Origin of the sequence: Xanthomonas vesicatoria ATCC 35937 (genome assembly GCF_001908725.1) — a bacterium.
GTDB classification, from domain to species: domain Bacteria; phylum Pseudomonadota; class Gammaproteobacteria; order Xanthomonadales; family Xanthomonadaceae; genus Xanthomonas; species Xanthomonas vesicatoria.
The window spans coordinates 3,007,959-3,028,699 of the sequence record NZ_CP018725.1 but is presented as its reverse complement, the minus strand read 5'-3'; the positions used below and the strand labels follow the sequence as shown (position 1 = coordinate 3,028,699).

Genomic DNA, 20,741 nt, shown 5'->3' with positions numbered 1-20,741 from the left:
GCCACATTGAACAGCGCTGCGCAGGATGTCGTCATCCTTTCGGATGCAGTCAAACGCCTGGTGCGTCGAGAGTGCGGCGCCCTTACCGCTCGCGGGACACGCCGCAAGTACGTCCCTGTAGGCTCCGTGGCGGCATCCATGCCGCCACAGGGTCCCGCAAGCGGCAAGGGCACCGCACCATAACGTTGGTCGGTCGCTTTGTTGAAAACCCAACATACCGACCCTCTTTACCGGTCCTTGCCCGCCCACCGTCGCGGGACCTTATGCGGCATGGATGCCGCATAAGAGCCTCCATGGATGGATTCACGGCGTGTCCCGCGATGGTGGGCGGGCAAGGGCCCTGCAGCCAAGCGGCAGCCGTATCGCTACGCGACCGAAGCCTGCACAGCTTGGACCAGCTGTTTGGAGCCGGTAATCCCCTTGCTGCGTACAACGGTGCGATGCAACGCGCGGCCAAGTAGTCAACAGGGCAAACGCAGGCGGCATCGATCAACCGTGTATCGCGGCGATAACGTCGCATGAGCAACCAGTCGTGTTCGCCATGTTTCAACGCAGACATGCAGTGCGCTTGGCGGCATCTGCGGCAACGCTATCCACATACCCCTGCCGAAAGTCATTTGACGCCGCATTCTTCGCCCGGCAAGAATCGGAGATACCACGTGCAGCACCGTCTGCGCGTCACCACACTACCTGCGCGCCGCGCGGGACTATTGGGGAGTTGCCGTGCAGCGACGTGATTTCCTGGCCCTGACCGGGCTGACCATGGGCGGGCTAATCGTGCCGGCCTACTTTGGCAAGGCGATTGCCGCCGAACAGTTGTTGACACCCTTCGATGTCGGCCGCAAGAAGCGCCTGGCCGACGCCGGGCTCACTGCCGCGCGGCAGGCTGGAGCGAGCTATTGCGATGTGCGCATCGGCCGCTATCTGCGCCAGTTCGTCATCACCCGCGAAGACAAGGTGCAGAACGTGGTCAATACCGAGTCTATCGGTGCCGGCATCCGCGTGATCGTGGGCGGGGCATGGGGGTTTGCCGCCACCAACGAGTTGACCGAGCAAGGCGTAGCCAGGGCCGCCGCACAAGCAGCAGCCATCGCCAAAGCCAATGGCAAGGTGCAGGGCACGCCGGTGCAGCTGGCGCCCACGCCCGGCGTTGGCGAGGTCAGCTGGAAGACGCCGATCAAAAAGAACGCGATGGAAGTGCCGATCAAGGACAAGGTGGATCTGCTGCTCGGCGTCAACGCCGCCGCTACCGCCGCCGGCGCCAACTTCGTCAACTCGATGCTGTTTGTGGTTAACGAGCAGAAGTATTTCGCCAGCACCGACGGCTCCTACATCGATCAGGACGTGCACCGCATCTGGGCCCCGATGAGCGTGACCGCCATCGACAAGGTCAGCGGCAAATTCCGCACGCGCGATGGCCTGTCCGCGCCCGTGGGCCTGGGTTACGAATATCTGGATGGCGCAGCGTCTGGCAAGTTCGTCTCGCCCAATGGCGTGGTGAACTACGGCCTGTCCTACGACATGAAGGAAGACGCCATCGCCGCCGCCAAGCAGGCGCAAGAAAAACTCAAGGCGCCATCGGTGAAGCCGGGCAAGTACGATCTAGTGCTGGACCCGTCGCATACCTGGCTGACCATCCACGAGTCGGTGGGTCACCCGCTGGAGCTGGACCGCGTGCTCGGCTACGAGGCCAACTACGCCGGCACCAGTTTCGCCACGCTGGACAAGCTCAAAGCCAACTTCCAGTACGGCAGCGACAAGGTGCACATCCTGGCCGACAAAACCCAGCCCGGCAGCCTGGGCGCAGTGGGCTATGACGATGAAGGCGTCAAGACCAAGCAGTGGGATCTGATCCGCGACGGCAAGCTGGTGGACTACCAGGCCATCCGCGATCAGGCACATATCCTCGGCAAGACCGCCTCCGATGGTTGCTGCTACGCGGATTCGTGGTCCAGCGTGCAGTTCCAGCGCATGGCCAACGTGTCGCTGGCGGCCGGCAAGACGCCGCTGAGCGTGAGCGAGTTGATCAAGGACGTGGAAAACGGCATCTACATCATCGGTGACGGCTCGTTCTCCATCGACCAGCAGCGCTACAACGCGCAGTTCGGTGGGCAGCTGTTCTACGAAATCAAGAATGGTGCGATCACCCGCATGCTCGAAGACGTGGCCTACCAGATCCGCACCCCGGAATTCTGGAATGCCTGCAGCGCCGTGGCCGATCAGCGCGATTACCGCCTGGGCGGTTCGTTCTTCGACGGCAAGGGCCAGCCGAGTCAGGTCTCGGCGGTCTCGCATGGTTCGTCCACCGCACGCTTCGATGGCATCAACGTCATCAACACCGCCCGCTCGCTCGGCTGACAGGAGAAACCCATATGAGCATCCTTACCGAAGCGCAGGCCAAGGCCATTCTGGACAAGGTCATCAAGCTGTCCAAGGCAGACGAGTGCACCGCCACCCTCAGCGGCTCGATTGACGGCAATATCCGTTTTGCACTCAACAACGTCTCCACCAGCGGCATTGTCGACAACACCGATCTGCAGGTGCAGGTGGCGTTCGGCAAGCGCGTGGGCGTGGCCACCATCAACGAATTCGACGATGCATCGTTGGAGCGCGTGGTCCGCCGCGCAGAAGATCTGGCCAAGCTGGCGCCGGAAAACCCGGAATTCATGCCGGCGGTGGACAAGCAGACCTACAAGGCCAGCCCCACCTTCAGCGACTCTACCGCCGCCATCGACCCGGCTTTTCGCGCGCAAGTCGCCGCCGATTCCATTGCGCCGTGCAAGGGCAAGGGCCTGATCGCTGCCGGCTTTCTAGAAGACGGCCAGAGCTTCACCGCGTTCGCCAACAGCAAGGGCAACTTCGGCTACCAGCGCGGCGCGCGCTTTGACTATACCTGCACCGTGCGTACCGAAGACGGCCGCGGCTCGGGCTGGGTTGGTCGTAACCTGAAAGACGCCGCCGACTTCAAGGCCGAGCAGGACATCCGTATCGCGATGCGCAAGGCCAGCGATTCGGCCGAAGCCAAGGCACTGGAACCTGGCAAATACACGGTGATTCTGGAGCCGGCGGCAGCGGCCGGGCTGATCTCGTTCATGATGCGCTACTTCGATGCGCGCATGGCCGACGAGGGCCGCAGCTTCCTGTCCAAGAAGGGCGGCGGCAACAAACTGGGCGAGCAGGTCTACGACCCCCGCGTGAACATCACTGCCGACCCATGGGATGCGCGTGCAGCGGTCATGCCGTGGGACGAAGAAGGCCTGCCGCGCGAGAAGATGCCCATCGTCGAAAACGGCAAGATCGCCAACCTGCAGTATTCGCGCTACTGGGCGCAGAAGAACGGCAAGCGTGCGATCGGCGAGCCGGGCAACCTGCTGATGGCTGGCGGCGACAAGAACATTGCCGAACTGGTGCGCGGCACCGAGAAGGGCATCCTGGTCACGCGCACCTGGTACATCCGGATGGTCGACCCGCAGACCGTGCTGCTGACCGGGCTGACCCGCGACGGCACGTTCTACATCGAGAACGGGCAGATCAAGTACCCGGTGAAGAATTTCCGCTTCAATGAATCGCCGATCATCATGCTCAACAACATCGACGAGCTGGGTAAACCGGTGCGCGTGGCCGGCGATGAATCCAGCTACGTGATGATGATTCCGCCGATGCGGCTGCGTGATTTCACGTTTACCTCGTTGTCGGATGCGGTGTGACTGAGAGCCGGGAATCGGGATTGGGGAATCGGGAATGGGAGAGCGGAGCAAGCTCTTCGCGGCCCGATGGTTTTCCTGCACATCCCGTTCCCGGTCTACACGCCCTGGCGGCGCCCGCGACGCGCCGTCATTTCCTTGGATTGCTGCTCGGTAGCGTCGCTGCGTTGGCGCTACCGCGGCAGGCGCGGGCGGCGGGCAATTACGATTTCTGGTTTACCCGGCTGCGCTACGACTCGGGCGATTGGGATGTGGATGCGCGCATGCCGTCCAACCTGATCACCTCGTTGATCGACTACACCCAGCTGCGCGTGGATCCGCAGGAACATGTGCTGGATCTGGCCGACCCGCGCATGTTGCAGGCGCCGTTCTGCTACCTGGCCGGGCACAAGCTGGTGGAGTTCAACCCGGCCGAGCGGCGCAATTTCGAGCACTACGTGCGCAATGGCGGTTTCGTATTCGTGGACGATTGCAATCACGATATCGATGGCTTGTTCGCGACCTCGTTCGAGGCGCAGATGGCATCGATCTTCGGCAAGACGGCAGTGCAGAAATTGCCCAGGAACCATCGTCTTTACAGCGCATTCTTCAGGTTTCCGGACGGCCCGCCGGCTACCAGCTTCGAGCTCAATGGCTGGGGCGACGATCTGGTGCACGATTATCTCAAGGGCATCCATATCGACGGTCGCCTGGGGGTGCTCTACAGCAACAAGGATTACGGCTGCGAATGGGATTACGACTGGCGCAACAAACGCTTCCTGGCCGAAGACAACACCAAATTCGCAGTCAACATCGTGATGTATGCGTTGACCAACTGACATGCCGCGATGCGCCACACCGATAAAGCGTCGGACGCACGCAGCGCATGTTCGGCCGTGAAGCGTCATCCGCATGCATCTACCAGCATTGCCTTGAGAGCGATGCAGCTTTACCAGTAACACCGCAACACGCACCAACCCGCCGTACGCAAGCCGCCACATAACCAGAGATTCCCCATGACCTCCCCCGACGAAGACACGCTCACTGCCCAGCTCTCGCAACTTGATGCGTTGCGCGCCGCCTTGGCCCAGGCGGTGGTGGGCCAGGCCGCGGTGGTGGAGCAGCTGTTGATCGGCTTGCTCGCCGGTGGACACTGCCTGCTGGAAGGCGCGCCCGGGCTGGGCAAGACGCTGCTGGTGCGCTCGCTCGGACAGGCACTGGAACTGCAGTTCCGCCGCGTGCAGTTCACCCCCGACTTGATGCCCAGCGACATCCTGGGCACCGAGTTGCTGGAAGAAGATCACGGCACCGGGCACCGGCATTTCCGGTTTCAACAAGGGCCGATCTTCACCAATCTGCTATTGGCCGACGAACTCAATCGCACCCCGCCCAAGACCCAGGCCGCGCTGCTGGAAGCGATGAGCGAGCGCACCGTCAGCTATGCCGGCACCACCTATGCATTGCCGGATCCGTTCTTCGTGCTGGCCACGCAAAACCCGATCGAACAGGCCGGCACCTACCCGCTGCCGGAAGCGCAGCTGGATCGCTTTTTACTGCACGTGCGCGTGGAGTACCCCAGCGAGCAGGAAGAGCGCGACATCCTCAGCCAGACCACCGGCAGTGCCAGCGCGCAGGTGCCCAAGGTGATGGACGCGGCCAGCGTGCAGGCGCTACAGCGGCAGGTGCGGCAGGTGCATGTGGGCGCGGATCTGCTGACCTGGATCAATCGCCTGGTGCGTGCCAGCCGGCCCGGGCCGCAGGCCAGCGATGCGGTGCGGCAATGGATCAAGTGGGGCGCCGGCCCGCGCGCCGGGCAGTCGCTGGTGCTGGCGTCCAAGGCGCGCGCGTTGCTGCATGGCCGGCTGGCCGCCACCCGCGACGATGTGGTGGCGCTTGCCGCGCCGGTGATGCGGCACCGGTTGCTGCTGTCCTTCGCTGCCGAAGCCGAACAACGCAGTGCCGACGATGTGGTCGCCGCGCTGCTGCGCGCGGTGCCGTTCCCGAGCTGAGGGCAGGCCCGTGCACTCACCGCTGCCGACCCTGATTCCCGCCGATGTACGCAGCCGCCTGCGCGGCTTGCAGCTACGTGCGCGTCAGGCGCAGGGCGGGCACGGGATCGGCCAGCACGCCAGCCGCAGCCGCGGCGCCGGGCTGGAGTTTGCGCAGTACCGCGCCTACGAGCCGGGCGATGCGCTGCGCCAGATCGACTGGAAGCTCTACGCACGCTCGGACCGGTTCTTCGTGCGCGAAGCCGAGCGCGAAAGCCCGCTGACGCTGTGGCTGTTGCTCGATGCCACCGCATCGGCCGGGCAGGCCGACAGCGCGCGGCCGGAACACACGCGTTTGCACACGATGGCGACGCTGGCCGCCTGCGCTGCCGAAGTGGCGCTGCAGCAGGGCGACCGGGTCGGCTTGTATGCACTGCATGGCGGTGGCTTGGTCTCAGTGCCGGCCGGTGTCGGCAGCCGTCAGCGCGACCGTCTTTGGCTGGCTTTGCATGGCCTACGCGCCGGCGGCCGGTGGCCAGGGCTGGAGGCAGTGCGACCGTTGTGGGAACGCATCGCCGCGCACGATCTGCTGCTGTCCATCGGCGACGGGTTCGATGAAGAACTGGCGAGCGCATTGGAAAAATTCGCCGCCGCGCGCCGTGAAGTGCTGCAGCTGCAGGTGCTCACCTGCGACGAACGCGATTTTCAATTCAGCGGCGGGCACCGCTTCCGCGACCCGGAAACCGGCGAAGAACTGCTCGGCGATGGCGCGGCCATGCGCGACGATTATCTGCAGCGCTTCGCTGCCGCCCAGCGCGCGCGGCAGGCGCGTTGGCAAGCGGCCGGCATTGCGCATGCCGTGCACTACCTGGATGCGCCGGCCGATGTCGCCCTGCGCCAGTTGTTCGGTCAGGGTGCGCCTCGATGAGCGCGTGCCTGTGTGGCGTGGTGACTGTGTCTTTCGTTTCGCCATCGCTGCCACGGTTGCCTAGGCGGGGTATTCGCACCGATGCAACGCTGGCCATCGTCGCGCGTGCATACGCAATGCCACTCTGGATGCACTTGCTGCTCTTGCAGGTGCGGCTACAACGGCGGCTGCGGCCAGGACAGCAAGCCCCGCATGCGCGCAGACACCCGCGCCCCGGCAATGCGATGCGCGCACTGACGCACAGCGTCGACGCAGGGGCCTGCGCATGAATCTGCTGTTGCTGTTCCCCGCCGGGCTGGCGGCATTGGCCGCGCTGCTGCTGCCGCTGCTGATCCATCTGGCGCGGCGCAGCGAGCACCGGCCCACCGACTTTGCGGCGCTGCGCTGGTTGCGTGCGGTGCCGCGCCCACGCCACCGCGTGCGCCTGGACGAGCTGCCACTGCTGCTGGTGCGCCTGCTGCTGCTGGCCGCGTTGGCGCTGCTGCTGGCCGAGCCGGCGTTGCGCGCATCGCAGGATGCACGCCCGCGCATCGCGGTGAGCCCGGGCGTGGACCTGGCCGCGGCACGCGCGCTGCCGCAGCCCAAGGATGCGCAGTGGGTGTGGCTGGCACCTGGCTTTGCACCGATCGACGCCGAGGCTGATACCGCCACCAGCAACGGTGCGCAGGCCGACAAGCCGCAGCCGGTTGCCAGCCTGCTGCGCGAACTCGATGCCAGCCTGCCCACAGACGCGCCGCTCAGCGTGATCGTGCCCGCGCAATGGGGCGTGGTGGATGCGCAGCGGGTGCAGTTGTCGCGTGCAGTGCGGTGGCAAGTGCTACCCGGTGCATCGCCAGTGGCCGCCACGCCTGCCGGCATGCCGCTACGCCTGCAGGCGATTGCCGACGACCGCGCCGCACCGGCGCTGCGCTATCTCCGCGCGGTGCATGCCGCCTGGGCGCTGCCGGGTAATTTGCCGGTGGACGCGCCTGCCGACGCCGTGCCGGCGCGTTGGGCACCCGGCACGGTGGTGGCGTGGCTGGCGCCCACCGCCCCGCCCGCGTCGGTGCTGGCCTGGGTTGCGGCCGGTGGCCAGCTGCTGATGGATGCGCGCACGCCGGTGCCGCCCACACTCGCCGCCGCGCTGCAGCCCGTGCTTGAACTACATGGGCAGCCTGCACTCGACGCCACCGCATTCGGGCGCGGGCGCCTGCTGCGCTGGGCCGCGCCACTACAGCCGCATCAGCTGCCGGCGCTGTTGGATGCCGAGTTCCCCACCCGCCTGCACGCTGCGCTGCAACCACCAGCCATCCCGCAACGCGCCCTGGCGCAGACCCTGCAACCGCAGCGCGGCGGCGCGATCCGGCTGGGCACACCGCCGTGGCTGCTGGCGCCGTGGCTGATCGGTGCGGTGTTGCTGCTGTTTGCGCTCGAGCGTTGGCTGGCCACCGCCCCGCGCCGGAGCAGCGCGGCATGAGCGCGCCCGTCCTGCAGAGCACGTGGCAGGCCGCACGCCGGCGACGCGCTGCCGGCGTGCTGGTGTTCGGCTGGCCGCTGGCGTTGCTGCCGGGCGTGCTGGCCTGGCGTATGGGCGCGTACGCGGCGACGGTGCCGCTGTTGCTGACGGGCGTGGTGATGCTGGTCATCGTCGCGCTGCACGCGGCGCGGCAGCTGGACCAGACCTGGCTGATCCGCCGGCTGGATCGCGAGCCGGACCTGGACGACAGCAGCGACCTGTTGTTCGTCCCGACTACGCAACTGGGCCCGCTGCAGGCGCTGCAACGTCAGCGGCTGGAGCAGCGCCTGTGCAGCACTCCGCGCGATCTGCGCCCGGCCTGGCCGTGGCGGCGCGCATGGCCCTGGAGCCTGCTCGGCCTGGTCGCCTGCAGCGCCCTGCTGCTGTGGCCACCGCGTGCACCGCCGCCGGCCACCCCCACCGACCGCGTGGCCGCTGCCCGTGCCAGCAGCGGTGCCGCGACGCTGCGTCAGGCACAGCTGCGCAGCACACCGCCGGCCTACACCGGCTTGCCCGCCGCGCGGCTGCCCGGCCTGGATGCGCGCGTGCCCGCCGGCACCCGGCTGGATTGGCAGCTGCAGGTCAGCCCGGCCCCGCGCAGCGTGGCGCTGCGGCTGACCGACGGCCACCTCATCCCGCTGACCCGGCAGAGCGGCAGCGACCGGTGGCAGGGCCAATGGACCGCCACGCGCGCCAGCCTGTACCGCATTCTCATCGACGGCACGCCCGCCGACCGCCAGCTGCACCGGCTGGACGTGCTGCCCGACCGCCCGCCGCAGGTGCGCGTGCTCGCCCCCGAGCAGAGCCTGGTGCTGTGGACACCGGCCAATGGCGCCTGGGCATTGCGCTTCGAAGCCAGCGACGATTACGCCGTGGCCGCCAGCGCCGAGCTGCGCCTGACCCTGGCCCAGGGCAGCGGCGAGAACATCACCTTCACCACCCAGCGCCGCACGCTCACCGGCAGCGGCCCGGCCAACCGCCGCAGCTTCGCCACCACGCTGCAGCCGCAGGCGCTGGGCATGGCCGCAGGCGACGACCTGATCGCCCAGCTCATCGTGCACGACACCCGCCAGCCCGGCCCGCAGGAAGGCCGCAGCGCCAGCGTGATCCTGCGTTGGCCGCCACCGGAACAGACCATGGCCGCCGGCCTGGAGGCCAGCGTCAAGCAGACCTTGCCGGCCTACTTCCGCAGCCAGCGCCAGATCATCATCGATGCCGAGGCGCTGCTGAAAGAAAAACCGCGCCTGGACGCGGCCACGTTCCTCAAGCGTTCCGACGCCATCGGCGTGGACCAACGCCTACTAAGGCTGCGCTACGGCCAGTTCCTGGGCGAAGAAAGCGAAGGCGCGCCGAAGGGCCCGCCGACGGCCGACGCACCGCCCACCAGCGACGCCCCGGCCGATGACCTGCCCACCGCCGATGCACCCGCCGCGCCGGCCGAGCACGCCCATGACGCCACGCCGCCACATGCCGATCACGACCACGCCGCCACACCGGCCAGCGGCGCCGCGGCCCTGGACGACCATGACCACGACCACGGTGATAACCACTCCGAGCGCAGCGGCTTTGGCCAGGCGCAGGACGTGCTGACCGAGTTCGGCCACACCCACGACCATGCCGAAGCGGCCACCTTGCTGGACCCGCAGACCCGCGCCCTGCTGCGTGCCGCGCTGGACCAGATGTGGCAGTCCGAAGGCGAGTTGCGCCAGGGCCACCCCGAGCGCGCGCTGCCGTTCGCCAACAAGGCCCTGGGTTTCATCAAGCAGGTGCAGCAGGCCGAGCGCATCTATCTGGCACGCGTCGGCACGCAGTTGCCGCCGATCGACCCAAGCCGGCGCATGAGCGGCAAGCGCGACGGACTGGGCGACCGCCCCGCCGCCCTGGACACCCGGCCGCCACCGGACCCGTCGGCGCTGGCGCTGTGGACTGCGCTAGGCGAAGGCGGCGCGGTGCCCGAGGCCGTGCTCGATCGCTATAGCCGCTGGCTGCAAGGTGCCCAGGAGTTGGTGCCCGACCCGCTCAGCGTGGCGGCCGCGGTGGAAACCCTGCGCAGCGACCCTGCCTGCCTGCGTTGCCGCGCCCGGCTGCGCGCCCTGGTGTGGCCCACGCTCAGCGCGCCGCCGGCGCCGGTGCAACGGCGACCGGCCGCCGACGCGCGCGGCCAGCGCTACCTGGATGCCTTGCGTGAGGTTCCGCCGCCATGACCATTGCACTGCCCTGGCTGGTACCCGCCGTGCTGATGCTGTTGGTGGTCGCCGGCTGGATCCGGCTGCTGCGCGCGCATGCAGCCCAGCCACGTGCGCGTCGCCGGCTATGGTGGTTGCTGGCCGCCCAGCCGCTGCTGGCCGCCCTGCTCTATCCGGTGCTGCTGCCGCCACCACGTGACGGCACTGCCGGCGTGCTGCAGGTGGCCACGGCGGGGACCCGCCCGGCGCAGATCCGCGCGGGCGCGCAATGGGTTGCGCTGCCGGAAGCGCCCCGCCTGCCCGGGGTGCCGCGCGTCCCCGACCTGGCCACTGCGCTGCGTCGCAACCCCGCCACCGCCCGCGTGGTGGTGCATGGCGACGGCTTGCCCGCGCGCGATCGCGATGGCCTGGCAGGCATGGCGGTGCAGGCCGCGCTGGGCCCGCCCGTGCGCGGGCTGGTCGCGGCCTGGGCGCCGGCAGCCGTGGCACCGGGCCAGTTGGTCGCCATCACCGCGCAGGTGCGGGGCGTGGCCAACGCGCAGGTAGACTTGCTCGACCCGTCCGGCCAACGCGTCGATCGCGGCCGCCCGGATGCGCGTGGCCAGGTACGCCTGCACGGCCTGGCGAAGGCGCCAGGGCAGGTGCTGTTCGCCCTGCAGCTGCGCGATGCCGCTGACGGCGACCAGGGCCGTCTCGATGTCCCGGTGCAGATCGCCGCGGTGCCGCCGGCCCGGGTGCTGCTGCTGGCCGGTGCGCCGCAGCCGGAGTTCAAATACCTGCGCCGCTGGGCCAGCGATGCGGGGCTGGCGGCGCGCAGCCAGGTCAGCGTCAGCGCCGGCCTGCAACTCGGCGATGCGGTCAGCCTGGACGCCGCCAGCCTGGACCGGCTCGACGTGCTGGTGCTCGACACCCGGCGCTTGCTGGCCATGCCCACACCGCAACGGCAAGCAGTCAGCGCGGCGATCGCGCGTGGCCTGGGCGTGCTGGTGCAGGCGGCCGACCCGGCCGATGCCGCCACCCGCACCGCACTGGGCGCACTCGGGCTGCCGGTGACCGGCGGCGAGGTCAGCACCGCCGTTGCCCTGGTACCGGCCGGCACGCCCGCCGATGCGCGCGCACAGACCGCCCCGCCGCCGCTGCAACGCCGCAACCTGCAGCCACAGGACAGCGATGCGGTGATCGCCGCGCGCGCCAGCGACGGCGCCGCCCTGGGCTGGTGGCGCAGCGTCGGGCGCGGGCGCATCGGTGTGAGCGTGGTTCAGGACAGTTACACGCTGGTGCTGGCCGGCCAGCGCGCGCTGCATGCGCAGCTGTGGGCGCAATTGCTCGGCGCGGTGGCGCGCCCGGCAGGCGCGCCACCGGCGACGGTGCAGGAGGGTTGGTCGCAACAACGCATGATCCTGTGCGATCTGACGGCCAACGCCTTCGTGAGCGCGCCCGATGGCACCCGCCAGCCGCTGCTGGCCCAACGCACCGGCAATGCAACCCGCTGCGCCGGCTACTGGCCCGCAACCACCGGCTGGCATCGGCTACACGGCGGGCCGAGCCCGCGCTGGATCTATGTGCGCGCGCCCGGCGATGCGCCGGCGCTGTACCGGCATCAACTCCGCGCATACACATTGGCATTGGCGGCGGCCGGCGCATCCACCCCTGCAACAACGCGCCCTGCGCCGCAGCCCGGACCGCGCTGGCCCTGGCTGCTGCTATGGCTGGCGGTGGCAACCGCCACCTGGTGGCTGGAGCGCAGGCGCAGCTGAGCTCCAGCCACCACGTCGCTGCAGGGGCTGCAGGCCATGCGCCCTTTCGTCTCGCCCTCACTGCAGAGGTAGGGTGCAGAGCGCAGGCGCTGCTGCGCATCTGCAGCGATGTGGGGGACTGCAGCGGCGCAGCGCGCACGGTATTCGCCCACTGCGCGGCGGCCAAGGGCGAGTCAGGCACGCGTACGCGCAGCGAAGCCACCACGCGCCAGGGGTGACCACCAACCACGGCACAACCATCCGGTGCACGCAGCTGCTAATCGGCAATCGGCACCAACCATCTCCGGCGCATCAAGCGCCAACGCGCTCTACTCCCGACGCCACACCCGGCAGCGGTTATTGGCCGGCATTTCCACATCTTCCACCAGCTGCAGGCCTACTTGCGCGGCCAGCGCATCCACCTCGGCCGCATCGCGAATACCCGATGCCGCGTCGCGTGCGCGCAACATCGCATCGAAGTCGCGATTGCTGTCGCTGGTGAACTGGCCATCGCGGTTGAACGGCCCGTACACCGCCATCACCGCCTGCGGAGCCATCACTGCAGGCAAGCCTGCGAACAAGGCCTGCACCTGCGGCCAGCCCATGATGTGCAAGGTATTGGCGCTGTAGATCGCGTCGAAACCTCGCTGACCATCGGGCAGGACGGGCAAGGTGGGCAGTGGCGCCAGCCCAGGCGTCGGCGTCAACACGGCCTGCATGGCGATCGGCGGCGGCGTATTGGATAGCGCGGCCTCGTCCAGCCATTGCCGCATGCCCGGCAGATGATCCGCGTGGTCGCTGGCCTGCCACTGCAACCACGGCATCGCTGCAGCGAAATGCACGGCGTGCTGACCGGTGCCCGCGCCAATTTCCAGCGCCTGGTGGCGATCGACGAAGTGCCGCTGCAACACCGCAAGGATTGGATCGCGGTTGCGTGCGGACGCGGGGGAAAAGGGCTTGGTCATGTCACAGGTCCGGACAGAAAGAGGGCATTGCAATGATCCCCATTGTCCCGCGTCGCGCAGCAGGCTGCATTGAGCGGGCACACAGACACGCGCACCGTACCCATTGCTGGCTGGTCCTGTGCGCGCATGCAGCAGTGGACATCCGTGCTGGGCTGCACGCTGCTGCATGGGCGTGACCTGCCTCCCGCTCACTGAGGACCAACGCGCTGGGCCGCATTGATGCAGCGGCTCCACCTGGGTACACAGCAGACCGAGCAGCTAGTACTTTGCTGAAACGCTGGTCACCGACAACAGCACGTCGGTGTAGTGATGGCCGTTATCGGAATGGAAAAGAGTGCCGGACACTTGCGCCTGGTGACCCTTCATTTGCTTGAACATGCGCATGGTTGTGGCATCGAGGGACAGCTGTAACGGCGTGATGCCTGTTGCACGGGGCTCCAAATCCTCGTTGCCATCGGTTGCCTCCACCGTAAGTGGAGCGGCGAGTTGCAGCGCCGGATACATGATCTCTGCCCCATCGGGTGTCTGGCCGGTGGCACTGATGAGCGTTCCTCGCAGCGTGACCTCCGGCGCACCATATCGATAGGACTGCGCACATGCAGGCGCGGCGATCAGGCCACACAGGATTAGCATCAAACGCCATGAGGCTTTCATTTCCGTCAGTCCCTGCAATGGTGATGAGGGTGAACCGTAAGGCCCTATCGCGCCGAGGGCAGCGCCTCATACGCCCGCCGCACCGCCTCCTCGCCGAATTGCCGTTCCAGCCGGCGCACGATGAAGTGACCGCGAGCCATGGCCTGGAAATGGCGGATAAAGACCGTGTTGAGGGTGGCGCCGCTCACCGCGCCCACCAGCGGCACCGCCTGCACGGCGAGCTTCTCGCCCACGTTGACCGAGAACTTGGCGGCGATGCGCGAGACCAGCGACACCACGGCCGGCGCACCCTGGCTGGCGAAGCCATGCGCGGCGACATGGCGGGCGGCGGCGCTGAGTTGCTGCGCCATGGCCGCGCGCACCGCGAAATAACCCGATTCGGCGCCATCGTCCACCGCGCTGCGGCCGCCGTGCGCCAGCACTTCCAGGCAGGCCAGCGCGGTGTCCGGGCTTTGCAGGGATTCGCCCTCGGCGCGTGCGATGTCGGCGATGGAGCGCAGCATCACCGTGGTGGTCAGCGGTAGCTCCACCATCAGGCCGGGCAGGCCGAAGAAACCGCCGGCGCCACCGGCCACCGCCACCGCCAGGGTGTGCCGCGTGGTGGAGGCCGGCTGCAGCGGCTCGGTCTTGCCGCGCAGGCTTAGCAGCGCCGACTTCATGGCCACCTGCAGCGCGCGACGGGTGAGACCGTCGATGCTGCGGGTCACCACCCTGGGCAGCCGCTTGGTGATCAGGCTTTCGATCGGCGCGCCCAACGCATTGGCTAGCTGGGCGGCAACGCCGGGGTTTTCCAGCAGCGCGTGCGCCGTCGCCAGGTCGCGCTGCGCGGCCACATCCATCACCGGTATCGGAAGCGTCGTCATGCCTGCTCTCGTCATAGGGGGCTGCGCCGATGGTAACCAGCGCCATGTGAGCGTTGGACGAGTGGCCCCCGCAGATCGGCCAACGCTGCAACTGGCTGGCAAAATACGCCATCATCTGTGTCCACGCAGGCAACGCCCATCAGATGACCCGTGAGATTCGCCACAGCATCGTGATTGCCGCCGCTCCGGAAGTGGTATCCGCCGCATTGTCCGCGCCGGTGCAGCTGGCGCGTTGGTGGACGCGCGAGGTGCAACAAGCCGATGACTGCGTGCGCCTGGGCTGGAGCAGCCATGGCTGGCAGGTGGTCCTGCGCATCGATCAAGGCGCCGATCACCGGTTGGTGCGCTGGCGCTGCGAGCGCTCCAACATGCGCGACACCGCGGCCTGGGAGGGCACGGTGATGCGCTTTGACCTGATTTCCACCAGCGAAGGCACACGGGTGGAGTTCGTGCAGTCCGGCTTCCGCGACTCGCCATGCCTGGAGGCGTGCAGCCAGAGCTGGCAGTACTTCCTGGGCAGCAGCCTCAAGCGCTATGTGGAAACCGGGCAGGGCATGCCCTTCCCGGACATGCCCGACGCCCGCGACCCCGCGCTGCGCTGAGCGCCGCGCGCGCTCATGCAGTGCGCGGCTGGCCCACCGGCGGCGCGCCAGGCAGCGGCAACTGCGCATCTACCGTGACCGGGCCATCGGCCTGCAGCAAGGCGCGCGCTTCTGCATCGCTGGCCACTGCCGGTGGCGAGCCGCGCAGCGGCAGGCCGGCTGTTTCGCGCACGAACAGCATCGTCACCAGCCCGATCGCCGCCGCGCCCATCAGGTAGTACGCCGGCACCAACGGATGGCCGGTGCGCTCCACCAGCCAGGCAGTGACCAGCGGCGTGGTGCCGCCGAACAACGACACCGACACGTTGAAGCCGATCGACAACGCGCTGTAGCGCACCGGCGTGTAGAACAGCGCCGGCAATGTGGACGGCATCGAACTGGTAAAGCACACCAGCGCCAGGCCCAGCAGCATCAACCCGAGGAAGATCAACGCATCCGAGCCGCTGCCGATCAGCAGCAGGCACGGGATCGCCAATGCGAACAAGGCAATGCACGCGCCGATGATCATCGGCCGACGCCCCAGTTTGTCGCTGAAGAGACCGCCGACGATGTTGAGCGGCATCATCACCAGCATCACCAGGATGATCAGCAGCAAACCCTTGCTCTCTGCGTAGCCCATGGTGACGCTGAGGTAGCTGGGCATATAGGTCAGCAGCATGTAGTCGGTGACGTTGAACACCAGCACCAGGCCGACGCACTTGAGCAGTTGTGGCCAGTGCAGGCGCAGCAGCGTCATCAGGCCCTGGCCCGCAGTCTCTCGCTCGCGCTGCTCCGATTGCTCGGTGTAGGCGCGAAATGCGGGGGTTTCCTCCAGTTTCATGCGCATATACAGGCCCAGCAGCCCAAGTGGGCCGGCGATCAGGAACGGCACCCGCCAGCCCCAATCGAGCATCTGCGCCGGGGTCACGCTCATGTGCAACGCGGTCACCGTGGCGGCACCGGCGATGTAACCGCCCAGCGTGCCGAACTCCAGCCAGCTGCCCATCACACCGCGATTGCGGTCGGTGGCATATTCGGCGATGAAGGTGGCCGCACCGCCGTATTCGCCACCGGTGGAAAAGCCTTGCAACAAGCGTGCGAGCAACAGCAAGGCCGGTGCCCACAGACCGATGCGCTCGTAGGAGGGGATCAGGCCGATGCTGAAGGTGCCCAACGCCATCAGGATCATTGTGGCCGCCAGCACCTTCTGACGCCCATAGCGATCGCCCAACGGGCCGAACACCATGCCCCCAATTGGGCGTACCAGAAAGGCGACGGTGAAGGTGGCGAAGGTGGCGATCAACTGCGCGGTGGGATTGCTGGCCGGGAAGAACACCTGCCCCAGCGTCACCGCCAGGTAGCCATACACGCCGAAGTCGAACCACTCCATCGCATTGCCCAGCGCTGCGGCGCTCACCGCGCGGCGCAGCATGCCGCGATCCACCACGGTGACGTCGTCGAGTTGCAGTTGGCGGCGGCGTTTGAACCAACCGAAGTGCGAACGGATCGCGCGCGTGTCGTGCATGTGTTTGGTCTCCAGAAGTGCGTTCCAGATGCGGGCCACCGCTGCCCGCTCGCCCTGACAACCCACAGGACACAGCACATCGCAGACACACGGCAGGAGCACATGCACTGGAGAGGCCGGAGGCATTCCCGGACGGCCGCGTCAACTCAGCGGCGCTGCAGGACAGATGACCAAAGGGATGGGCGTATACCCAAGGGTTTGATCAGCGCGCTATGTTACACCAGCGTGCAATTTACTGCAGGCTCGACCGTGCAGCGCGCAGGATTTGCGCTGCTTCAGACATTGCGTATTGTTGTGCAGGCGCATCGACAGCAGCAACACCAGCTGCGCGATGACCACGATATAAGTTGCAGCGGCACTGCAGACGGAGTGCCATGACGCAATGAGGCGATTGGTCAGCCAAGCGCAGCTGATCTACAACCAGGCGATGCAACCGCTGCGCGCGTCAGCCTGCCTCCAGCACTGCCAGCAGCTCTTGCAGGTCGTCACGGGTTTGCGGGCGTACCGCGCGGGCGACTTCTTGGCCATCGCGCAGCAGGATCACCGTTGGCCACAACTTGACGCGAAACGAGCGACCCAGCGGCCGCCCTTTTCCATCTTCGAATTTGCGGTACGTCATCGCGTCATGACCACCCAGCAACTTCTGCAACAACGGCTGCGCCGCAATGCAATGCCCGCACCAGTCCGTGCCGAATTCCAGCAACTGGAGCCCAGCCTGCGCATCGATCTCGCTACGCTCCGGTGCTTGGGTGGCGTACTCGCGAACAAACCCCATCAACTGTGTCTCCGTTACGGTAGATGACCCATCGCGCGTGTGCAGTTGGCCGGCACACGCGATGGGCCAGGAATGGAAGTGTATGAGCAATACACTCCCGATTCCGGACGCCGTCCACGCTAGTGCTGCGTGACACGCGTGATTGTTGCGCTTACGACAGGGCGCGCTGGATATCTTCCAGCGGCAGGTTGGTCAGGTCCTTGGCCAGATCGCCGACCAGGCGCTGCTGGGTTTCCTTGTGCAAAAGCGGACGGATACGGCCCAGCGTGGTCGGGTCGGCTACCAGCACCAGATGCGCGTAGTCGTGTTTCAGCGCGCCATCGTTCAAGGCCTGCGACAGCTGCTTGGCAAAGGTCATTTCATCCCGGTCTGCTTCGGTGAGATCCTGCGGCGCCTTGCCGGCCGGGCCGTCGTCGTCGACGTTCTGCACGTCGGTGCGCGCATGCTGGCGCAGCACGACCTTGGCTTCGTTACCGGTGTTGGTGAACCAGCGCGCTTCGCCGCCGTCGGCCACGACCACCAAGGCCCCCTGAGGAATTTGCAGACTCATCCAATTTCTCCTGTTTCGATGATCGGTGCGGCATATGCCGCACCCAGTCGAACTGAACCTAGGCGAGAAGATGTAAGCACCGTGCCTAGCCGGTGTCAGCGCCGCGTTAGCGTGGCGCGGCTGCGGCCGGCACCGGTAGCCCCAGGTGCCGGCTGAAAAAGCGCGCGGTCACGCGAAGCGCCTGCTGGCTTTCGGGCAACGTCTCGGTCAGATGGAATGCATGGCCCAGCCCGTCCCACACATGCAGGTCCGACTCACGCCCCAGGTCGACCAAGCGCGAATGCGTGTACGCCGCCGCGCTCAGTTCTGCCGCGCGCGTGGCGGTGATCAGCAGCGTCGCCGGGAACTGCCGCAACACCGCATCGGAAAACACCGGCGACACCAGCGGATCATGAAAATCCACGCCATCGCCGTAGTACAGGTCTTCCATGATCGGCAACTCGCCGGCGGCATTGGGCAGCAGTGCATCGTTCACTGCGGCGACCACATAGCGAGAATCGCCACGGTAGCGGGCGTCGCCGGCCGCACAGAACATGCCCGCCGCTGCCGGCATCGGCAAGCGTTCCTTGGCAAACCATGCCAGCGACTCGCCGGTGAGAACGCCGCCGGCCGAGCATCCGAACATACCGATGTGCTCGGGCGAATAGCGCTTGAGCGCGGCGCGGTACACCGCCGCCACGTCTTCGCTGGCCGCCGGAAAGCGATGCTCCGGGCCCATCCGGTAATCCACTGCAACGACCGTCATGCCGGTCATTGCCGCAACCGGGATGGCTTCCATCAAGCCAAACGATTGCGCGCTGCCCATGACAAAGCCGCCACCATGCAGCTCGATCAATAGCCGCTCGGCCTGCTCGGGCGTGCGCGTGCGCGGCTCCACCCGCAGCACCGACACGTCGTTCCAGCGCTCGCGCGTTACCTCCACGGCATAGCGCGTGCGCAGCTGCGCGATCACCCCTTCGGCCCAGCGCTCGGTGTCGGCACGAATGCCCGGCAGCTGCTGCAGCAAGGTGGCGTTGTCGGCCTTGGCCAACGGATCCGCGCGTGCCACGTCGGCCTGCACGTGAGCACGCGCCACCGGGCTGAGGTATTCGGAGACCGGCAACGCAAACGGCGCAACCTGGCGAACGCCGTCGGGCGCGGGCGGCGCCTCAGGTTCTGCCGCCTGTGCACTCAGCGCGCAGACCGCGCCGATCAATACCATCCAACTGTGTGTCTTCCACCACGGTGTCATGCGATGCCCTCCCAGGCGTAATCAAGCCGTCGAGCATAGCGACGCCGCGCAGTGCAGCACTTTGCCGGATGTGTCGGCCTTGCCGACCACACTGGTCACCATGTTGCCCGCGCACCAACGCACGCCTGGCATGCGGGGACAGACGCATCCAGCAGCGTTGGGTCCAGGACAGTTGCCAGAACGACTGGTCTGCAACCAGGCGAGCGCGGCAGGTGATCGCGGCATGGACCGGGCATCCATTCAATTCTGAGCGCGCCGTCCACACCCACCTGTCCACGGACACCTACGGTTTTTTGGCTGCTTTCACTGCGCTTTTTGCCTAGGGATCGAGGTAGGTGTGCCCAATGCTTCCTGCACGTACAACCGCTTGATCAACACGTACCCCACCACCGTCAGCGGCGCGGCCAGCAGCACGCCCGGCGGGCCCAGCAGCATGCCGATGCCGAACAGCGAGAACAACAGCAGCACCGGCGGCAGATCCACGGTGCGTTGCTGGATCAATGGCAGCAGCAAGTTGCCTTCGATCTGCTGCACCACCACGAACAGCGCCGCAGTGGCCAAGGCCATCTGCGGGCTGACGGTAAAGCCCAGCAGGATCGCCGGAATCGCCGCCAGAATCGGCCCGACGATCGGCACGAAATCCAGCAAGCCGGCAACGATGCCCAGCGCCAACGCGCCCGGAATGCCCAGCGCCCACAACCCCAGGCCGGTGAGTGCGCCCACCACCACCATCGCGATCAATTGACCGCGCAGCCACAGCCGCAGCGCGGTGCCGCTGGCCTGCAGTGCATCGTCAGTCGTGGCCCGCACATGCGCCGGCAGCAACAGCAATGCACCGCGCCGATACAGGTGCGGCTGCGCTGCCAGATATACCGCGCCAACCAGCACCAGAAACAGATTGGCCACACCGCCGGTGATGCTCAGCGCAAACGCACCGGCACGCGGCGCCAGGTTGGATACCCGTGCCGGCGCCTGGCGCGTGAGCTCTTCCACGGCCGGCCCCAGCGGCCCGGCAGCGAGCCAGTCGTGAACGCGCGTCCAAGCCTGCGGCAAGGTGCGCTGCAAGGCGCCCACCTCCGAGGCCAGCTGCGACCCGAACAACCACAGCAAGGCGCTGAACCCCGCCGTCAGCACGATCACCACCAAGGCCAGCGCCCAGCCGTCCGACAAACGCGTGCGTCGCGTCAGCCAGCTGGACACTGCGCGCAGCAGCACCGCCACCACAATCGCGCCGAACACCATCAGCAACAGATCCGACAACGTCCATAACATCCACGCACAGGCCACCAGGGCCAGCACCACAATCACACGCACGACAAAGGCACGAAGCTCGGAAGAGGGCATGGGCAGCTCGCTGCAAAAACAACTCTCAGCCTAGCGAGGGCACCGAGAAGAGCATGTGGCCGCGGCGACACTACGCCTGTGTCGGCAATTGCAGCGGGTGCGATGGCACCACGCGTCGTGTCCCTCACGGTGATGATCGGCGGCAGGAATACGCATGCAATGCGTGCACTCATCACACGCGCCGTGGACGCGCATCGGCGCTCGGCGTCTGTGCGCCTTTACCGGCACCGGCACACC

The 20,741-nt window shown here is 67.1% G+C and carries 17 protein-coding genes; 9 read left to right on the top strand and 8 right to left on the bottom strand.

Translation table 11 applies throughout. The features are described from left to right. The first annotated feature begins 723 nt into the window (after positions 1–723). The 8 genes from BJD12_RS13070 to BJD12_RS13035 all read left to right on the top strand — a co-directional run bounded on the left by BJD12_RS13070 (position 724) and on the right by BJD12_RS13035 (position 12,037). Positions 724–2,358 carry a TldD/PmbA family protein gene (locus tag BJD12_RS13070; RefSeq protein WP_005995434.1) on the top strand — a complete coding sequence of 545 codons (1,635 nt, stop codon included), beginning with the start codon at positions 724–726 and terminating at the stop codon, positions 2,356–2,358. A 14-nt stretch (positions 2,359–2,372) separates the two neighbouring features. After that, positions 2,373–3,707, top strand: coding sequence for a TldD/PmbA family protein (locus BJD12_RS13065; protein WP_005995436.1), 1,335 nt, complete (start codon positions 2,373–2,375; stop codon positions 3,705–3,707). Continuing rightward, complete coding sequence (locus BJD12_RS13060) at positions 3,704–4,522, top strand: DUF4159 domain-containing protein (protein WP_042828370.1); 819 nt, start codon at positions 3,704–3,706, stop codon at positions 4,520–4,522. Before BJD12_RS13065 ends, BJD12_RS13060 begins: the two co-directional genes overlap by 4 nt. Positions 4,523–4,699: 177 nt before the next feature. Continuing rightward, positions 4,700–5,692, top strand: coding sequence for an AAA family ATPase (locus BJD12_RS13055; protein WP_005995439.1), 993 nt, complete (start codon positions 4,700–4,702; stop codon positions 5,690–5,692). 10 nt (positions 5,693–5,702) lie between these two features. Further along, positions 5,703–6,599, top strand: a complete 897-nt coding sequence (locus tag BJD12_RS13050; protein WP_042828371.1) for a DUF58 domain-containing protein — start codon at positions 5,703–5,705, stop codon at positions 6,597–6,599. Positions 6,600–6,864: 265 nt separating this feature from the next. Beyond that, the gene (locus BJD12_RS13045; RefSeq protein ID WP_005995443.1) at positions 6,865–8,055 is read left to right on the top strand and encodes a BatA domain-containing protein; all 1,191 of its coding nucleotides are present in this window, start codon (positions 6,865–6,867) and stop codon (positions 8,053–8,055) included. Further along, complete coding sequence (locus tag BJD12_RS13040; protein WP_058563985.1) at positions 8,052–10,298, top strand: hypothetical protein; 2,247 nt, start codon at positions 8,052–8,054, stop codon at positions 10,296–10,298. The genes BJD12_RS13045 and BJD12_RS13040 overlap by 4 nt, the downstream gene beginning before the upstream one ends. Next, positions 10,295–12,037, top strand: a complete 1,743-nt coding sequence (locus BJD12_RS13035; protein ID WP_058563984.1) for a hypothetical protein — start codon at positions 10,295–10,297, stop codon at positions 12,035–12,037. The genes BJD12_RS13040 and BJD12_RS13035 overlap by 4 nt, the downstream gene beginning before the upstream one ends. A 308-nt stretch (positions 12,038–12,345) precedes the next feature. Here the strand turns inward: BJD12_RS13035 and BJD12_RS13030 are convergent, their stop codons facing one another. The 3 genes from BJD12_RS13030 to BJD12_RS13020 all read right to left on the bottom strand — a co-directional run bounded on the left by BJD12_RS13030 (position 12,346) and on the right by BJD12_RS13020 (position 14,474). Then, positions 12,346–12,981 (bottom strand): DUF938 domain-containing protein, encoded by a 636-nt coding sequence (locus tag BJD12_RS13030; RefSeq protein WP_005994764.1) that lies wholly within the window; start codon positions 12,979–12,981, stop codon positions 12,346–12,348. Positions 12,982–13,239: 258 nt separating this feature from the next. Next, positions 13,240–13,635, bottom strand: coding sequence for a DUF4431 domain-containing protein (locus BJD12_RS13025; RefSeq protein WP_042828285.1), 396 nt, complete (start codon positions 13,633–13,635; stop codon positions 13,240–13,242). Between the two features lie 44 nt (positions 13,636–13,679). After that, entirely contained in the window at positions 13,680–14,474 is a 795-nt protein-coding gene (locus BJD12_RS13020; protein ID WP_042828286.1) for an EcsC family protein, read from the bottom strand. A gap of 167 nt (positions 14,475–14,641) precedes the next feature. Here BJD12_RS13020 and BJD12_RS13015 point away from each other — a divergent pair, with 167 nt between their 5' ends. Next, positions 14,642–15,100: an SRPBCC family protein gene (locus BJD12_RS13015; RefSeq protein WP_042828292.1), complete on the top strand. Its 459-nt coding sequence runs from the start codon at positions 14,642–14,644 to the stop codon at positions 15,098–15,100. Between the two features lie 13 nt (positions 15,101–15,113). Here the strand turns inward: BJD12_RS13015 and proP are convergent, their stop codons facing one another. From proP to BJD12_RS12990, 5 genes are all read right to left on the bottom strand, one after another. Then, positions 15,114–16,604, bottom strand: a complete 1,491-nt coding sequence (gene proP, locus BJD12_RS13010) for a glycine betaine/L-proline transporter ProP (RefSeq protein WP_042828293.1) — start codon at positions 16,602–16,604, stop codon at positions 15,114–15,116. A gap of 445 nt (positions 16,605–17,049) precedes the next feature. Further along, positions 17,050–17,379: a thioredoxin family protein gene (locus BJD12_RS13005; RefSeq protein ID WP_005994773.1), complete on the bottom strand. Its 330-nt coding sequence runs from the start codon at positions 17,377–17,379 to the stop codon at positions 17,050–17,052. Between the two features lie 151 nt (positions 17,380–17,530). Further along, complete coding sequence (locus tag BJD12_RS13000; protein ID WP_005994775.1) at positions 17,531–17,929, bottom strand: host attachment family protein; 399 nt, start codon at positions 17,927–17,929, stop codon at positions 17,531–17,533. A gap of 106 nt (positions 17,930–18,035) precedes the next feature. After that, positions 18,036–19,160, bottom strand: coding sequence for an alpha/beta hydrolase (locus BJD12_RS12995; RefSeq protein ID WP_042828288.1), 1,125 nt, complete (start codon positions 19,158–19,160; stop codon positions 18,036–18,038). A gap of 303 nt (positions 19,161–19,463) precedes the next feature. Then, positions 19,464–20,504: an AI-2E family transporter gene (locus BJD12_RS12990; RefSeq protein ID WP_005994778.1), complete on the bottom strand. Its 1,041-nt coding sequence runs from the start codon at positions 20,502–20,504 to the stop codon at positions 19,464–19,466. Between the last annotated feature and the right edge of the window lie 237 nt (positions 20,505–20,741).

Excerpts from the sequence above, each read along its gene's own strand:
- BJD12_RS13065 (WP_005995436.1), top strand. The coding sequence starts at position 2,373 with ATGAGCATCCTTACCGAAGCGCAGGCCAAGGCCATTCTGGACAAGGTC.
- BJD12_RS13055 (WP_005995439.1), top strand. The coding sequence starts at position 4,700 with ATGACCTCCCCCGACGAAGACACGCTCACTGCCCAGCTCTCGCAACTT.
- BJD12_RS13045 (WP_005995443.1), top strand. The coding sequence starts at position 6,865 with ATGAATCTGCTGTTGCTGTTCCCCGCCGGGCTGGCGGCATTGGCCGCG.
- BJD12_RS13040 (WP_058563985.1), top strand. The coding sequence starts at position 8,052 with ATGAGCGCGCCCGTCCTGCAGAGCACGTGGCAGGCCGCACGCCGGCGA.
- BJD12_RS13035 (WP_058563984.1), top strand. The coding sequence starts at position 10,295 with ATGACCATTGCACTGCCCTGGCTGGTACCCGCCGTGCTGATGCTGTTG.
- BJD12_RS13030 (WP_005994764.1), bottom strand. The coding sequence starts at position 12,981 with ATGACCAAGCCCTTTTCCCCCGCGTCCGCACGCAACCGCGATCCAATC.
- BJD12_RS13025 (WP_042828285.1), bottom strand. The coding sequence starts at position 13,635 with ATGAAAGCCTCATGGCGTTTGATGCTAATCCTGTGTGGCCTGATCGCC.
- BJD12_RS13020 (WP_042828286.1), bottom strand. The coding sequence starts at position 14,474 with ATGGATGTGGCCGCGCAGCGCGACCTGGCGACGGCGCACGCGCTGCTG.
- BJD12_RS13015 (WP_042828292.1), top strand. The coding sequence starts at position 14,642 with ATGACCCGTGAGATTCGCCACAGCATCGTGATTGCCGCCGCTCCGGAA.
- proP (WP_042828293.1), bottom strand. The coding sequence starts at position 16,604 with ATGCACGACACGCGCGCGATCCGTTCGCACTTCGGTTGGTTCAAACGC.
- BJD12_RS13005 (WP_005994773.1), bottom strand. The coding sequence starts at position 17,379 with ATGGGGTTTGTTCGCGAGTACGCCACCCAAGCACCGGAGCGTAGCGAG.
- BJD12_RS13000 (WP_005994775.1), bottom strand. The coding sequence starts at position 17,929 with ATGAGTCTGCAAATTCCTCAGGGGGCCTTGGTGGTCGTGGCCGACGGC.
- BJD12_RS12995 (WP_042828288.1), bottom strand. The coding sequence starts at position 19,160 with ATGACACCGTGGTGGAAGACACACAGTTGGATGGTATTGATCGGCGCG.
- BJD12_RS12990 (WP_005994778.1), bottom strand. The coding sequence starts at position 20,504 with ATGCCCTCTTCCGAGCTTCGTGCCTTTGTCGTGCGTGTGATTGTGGTG.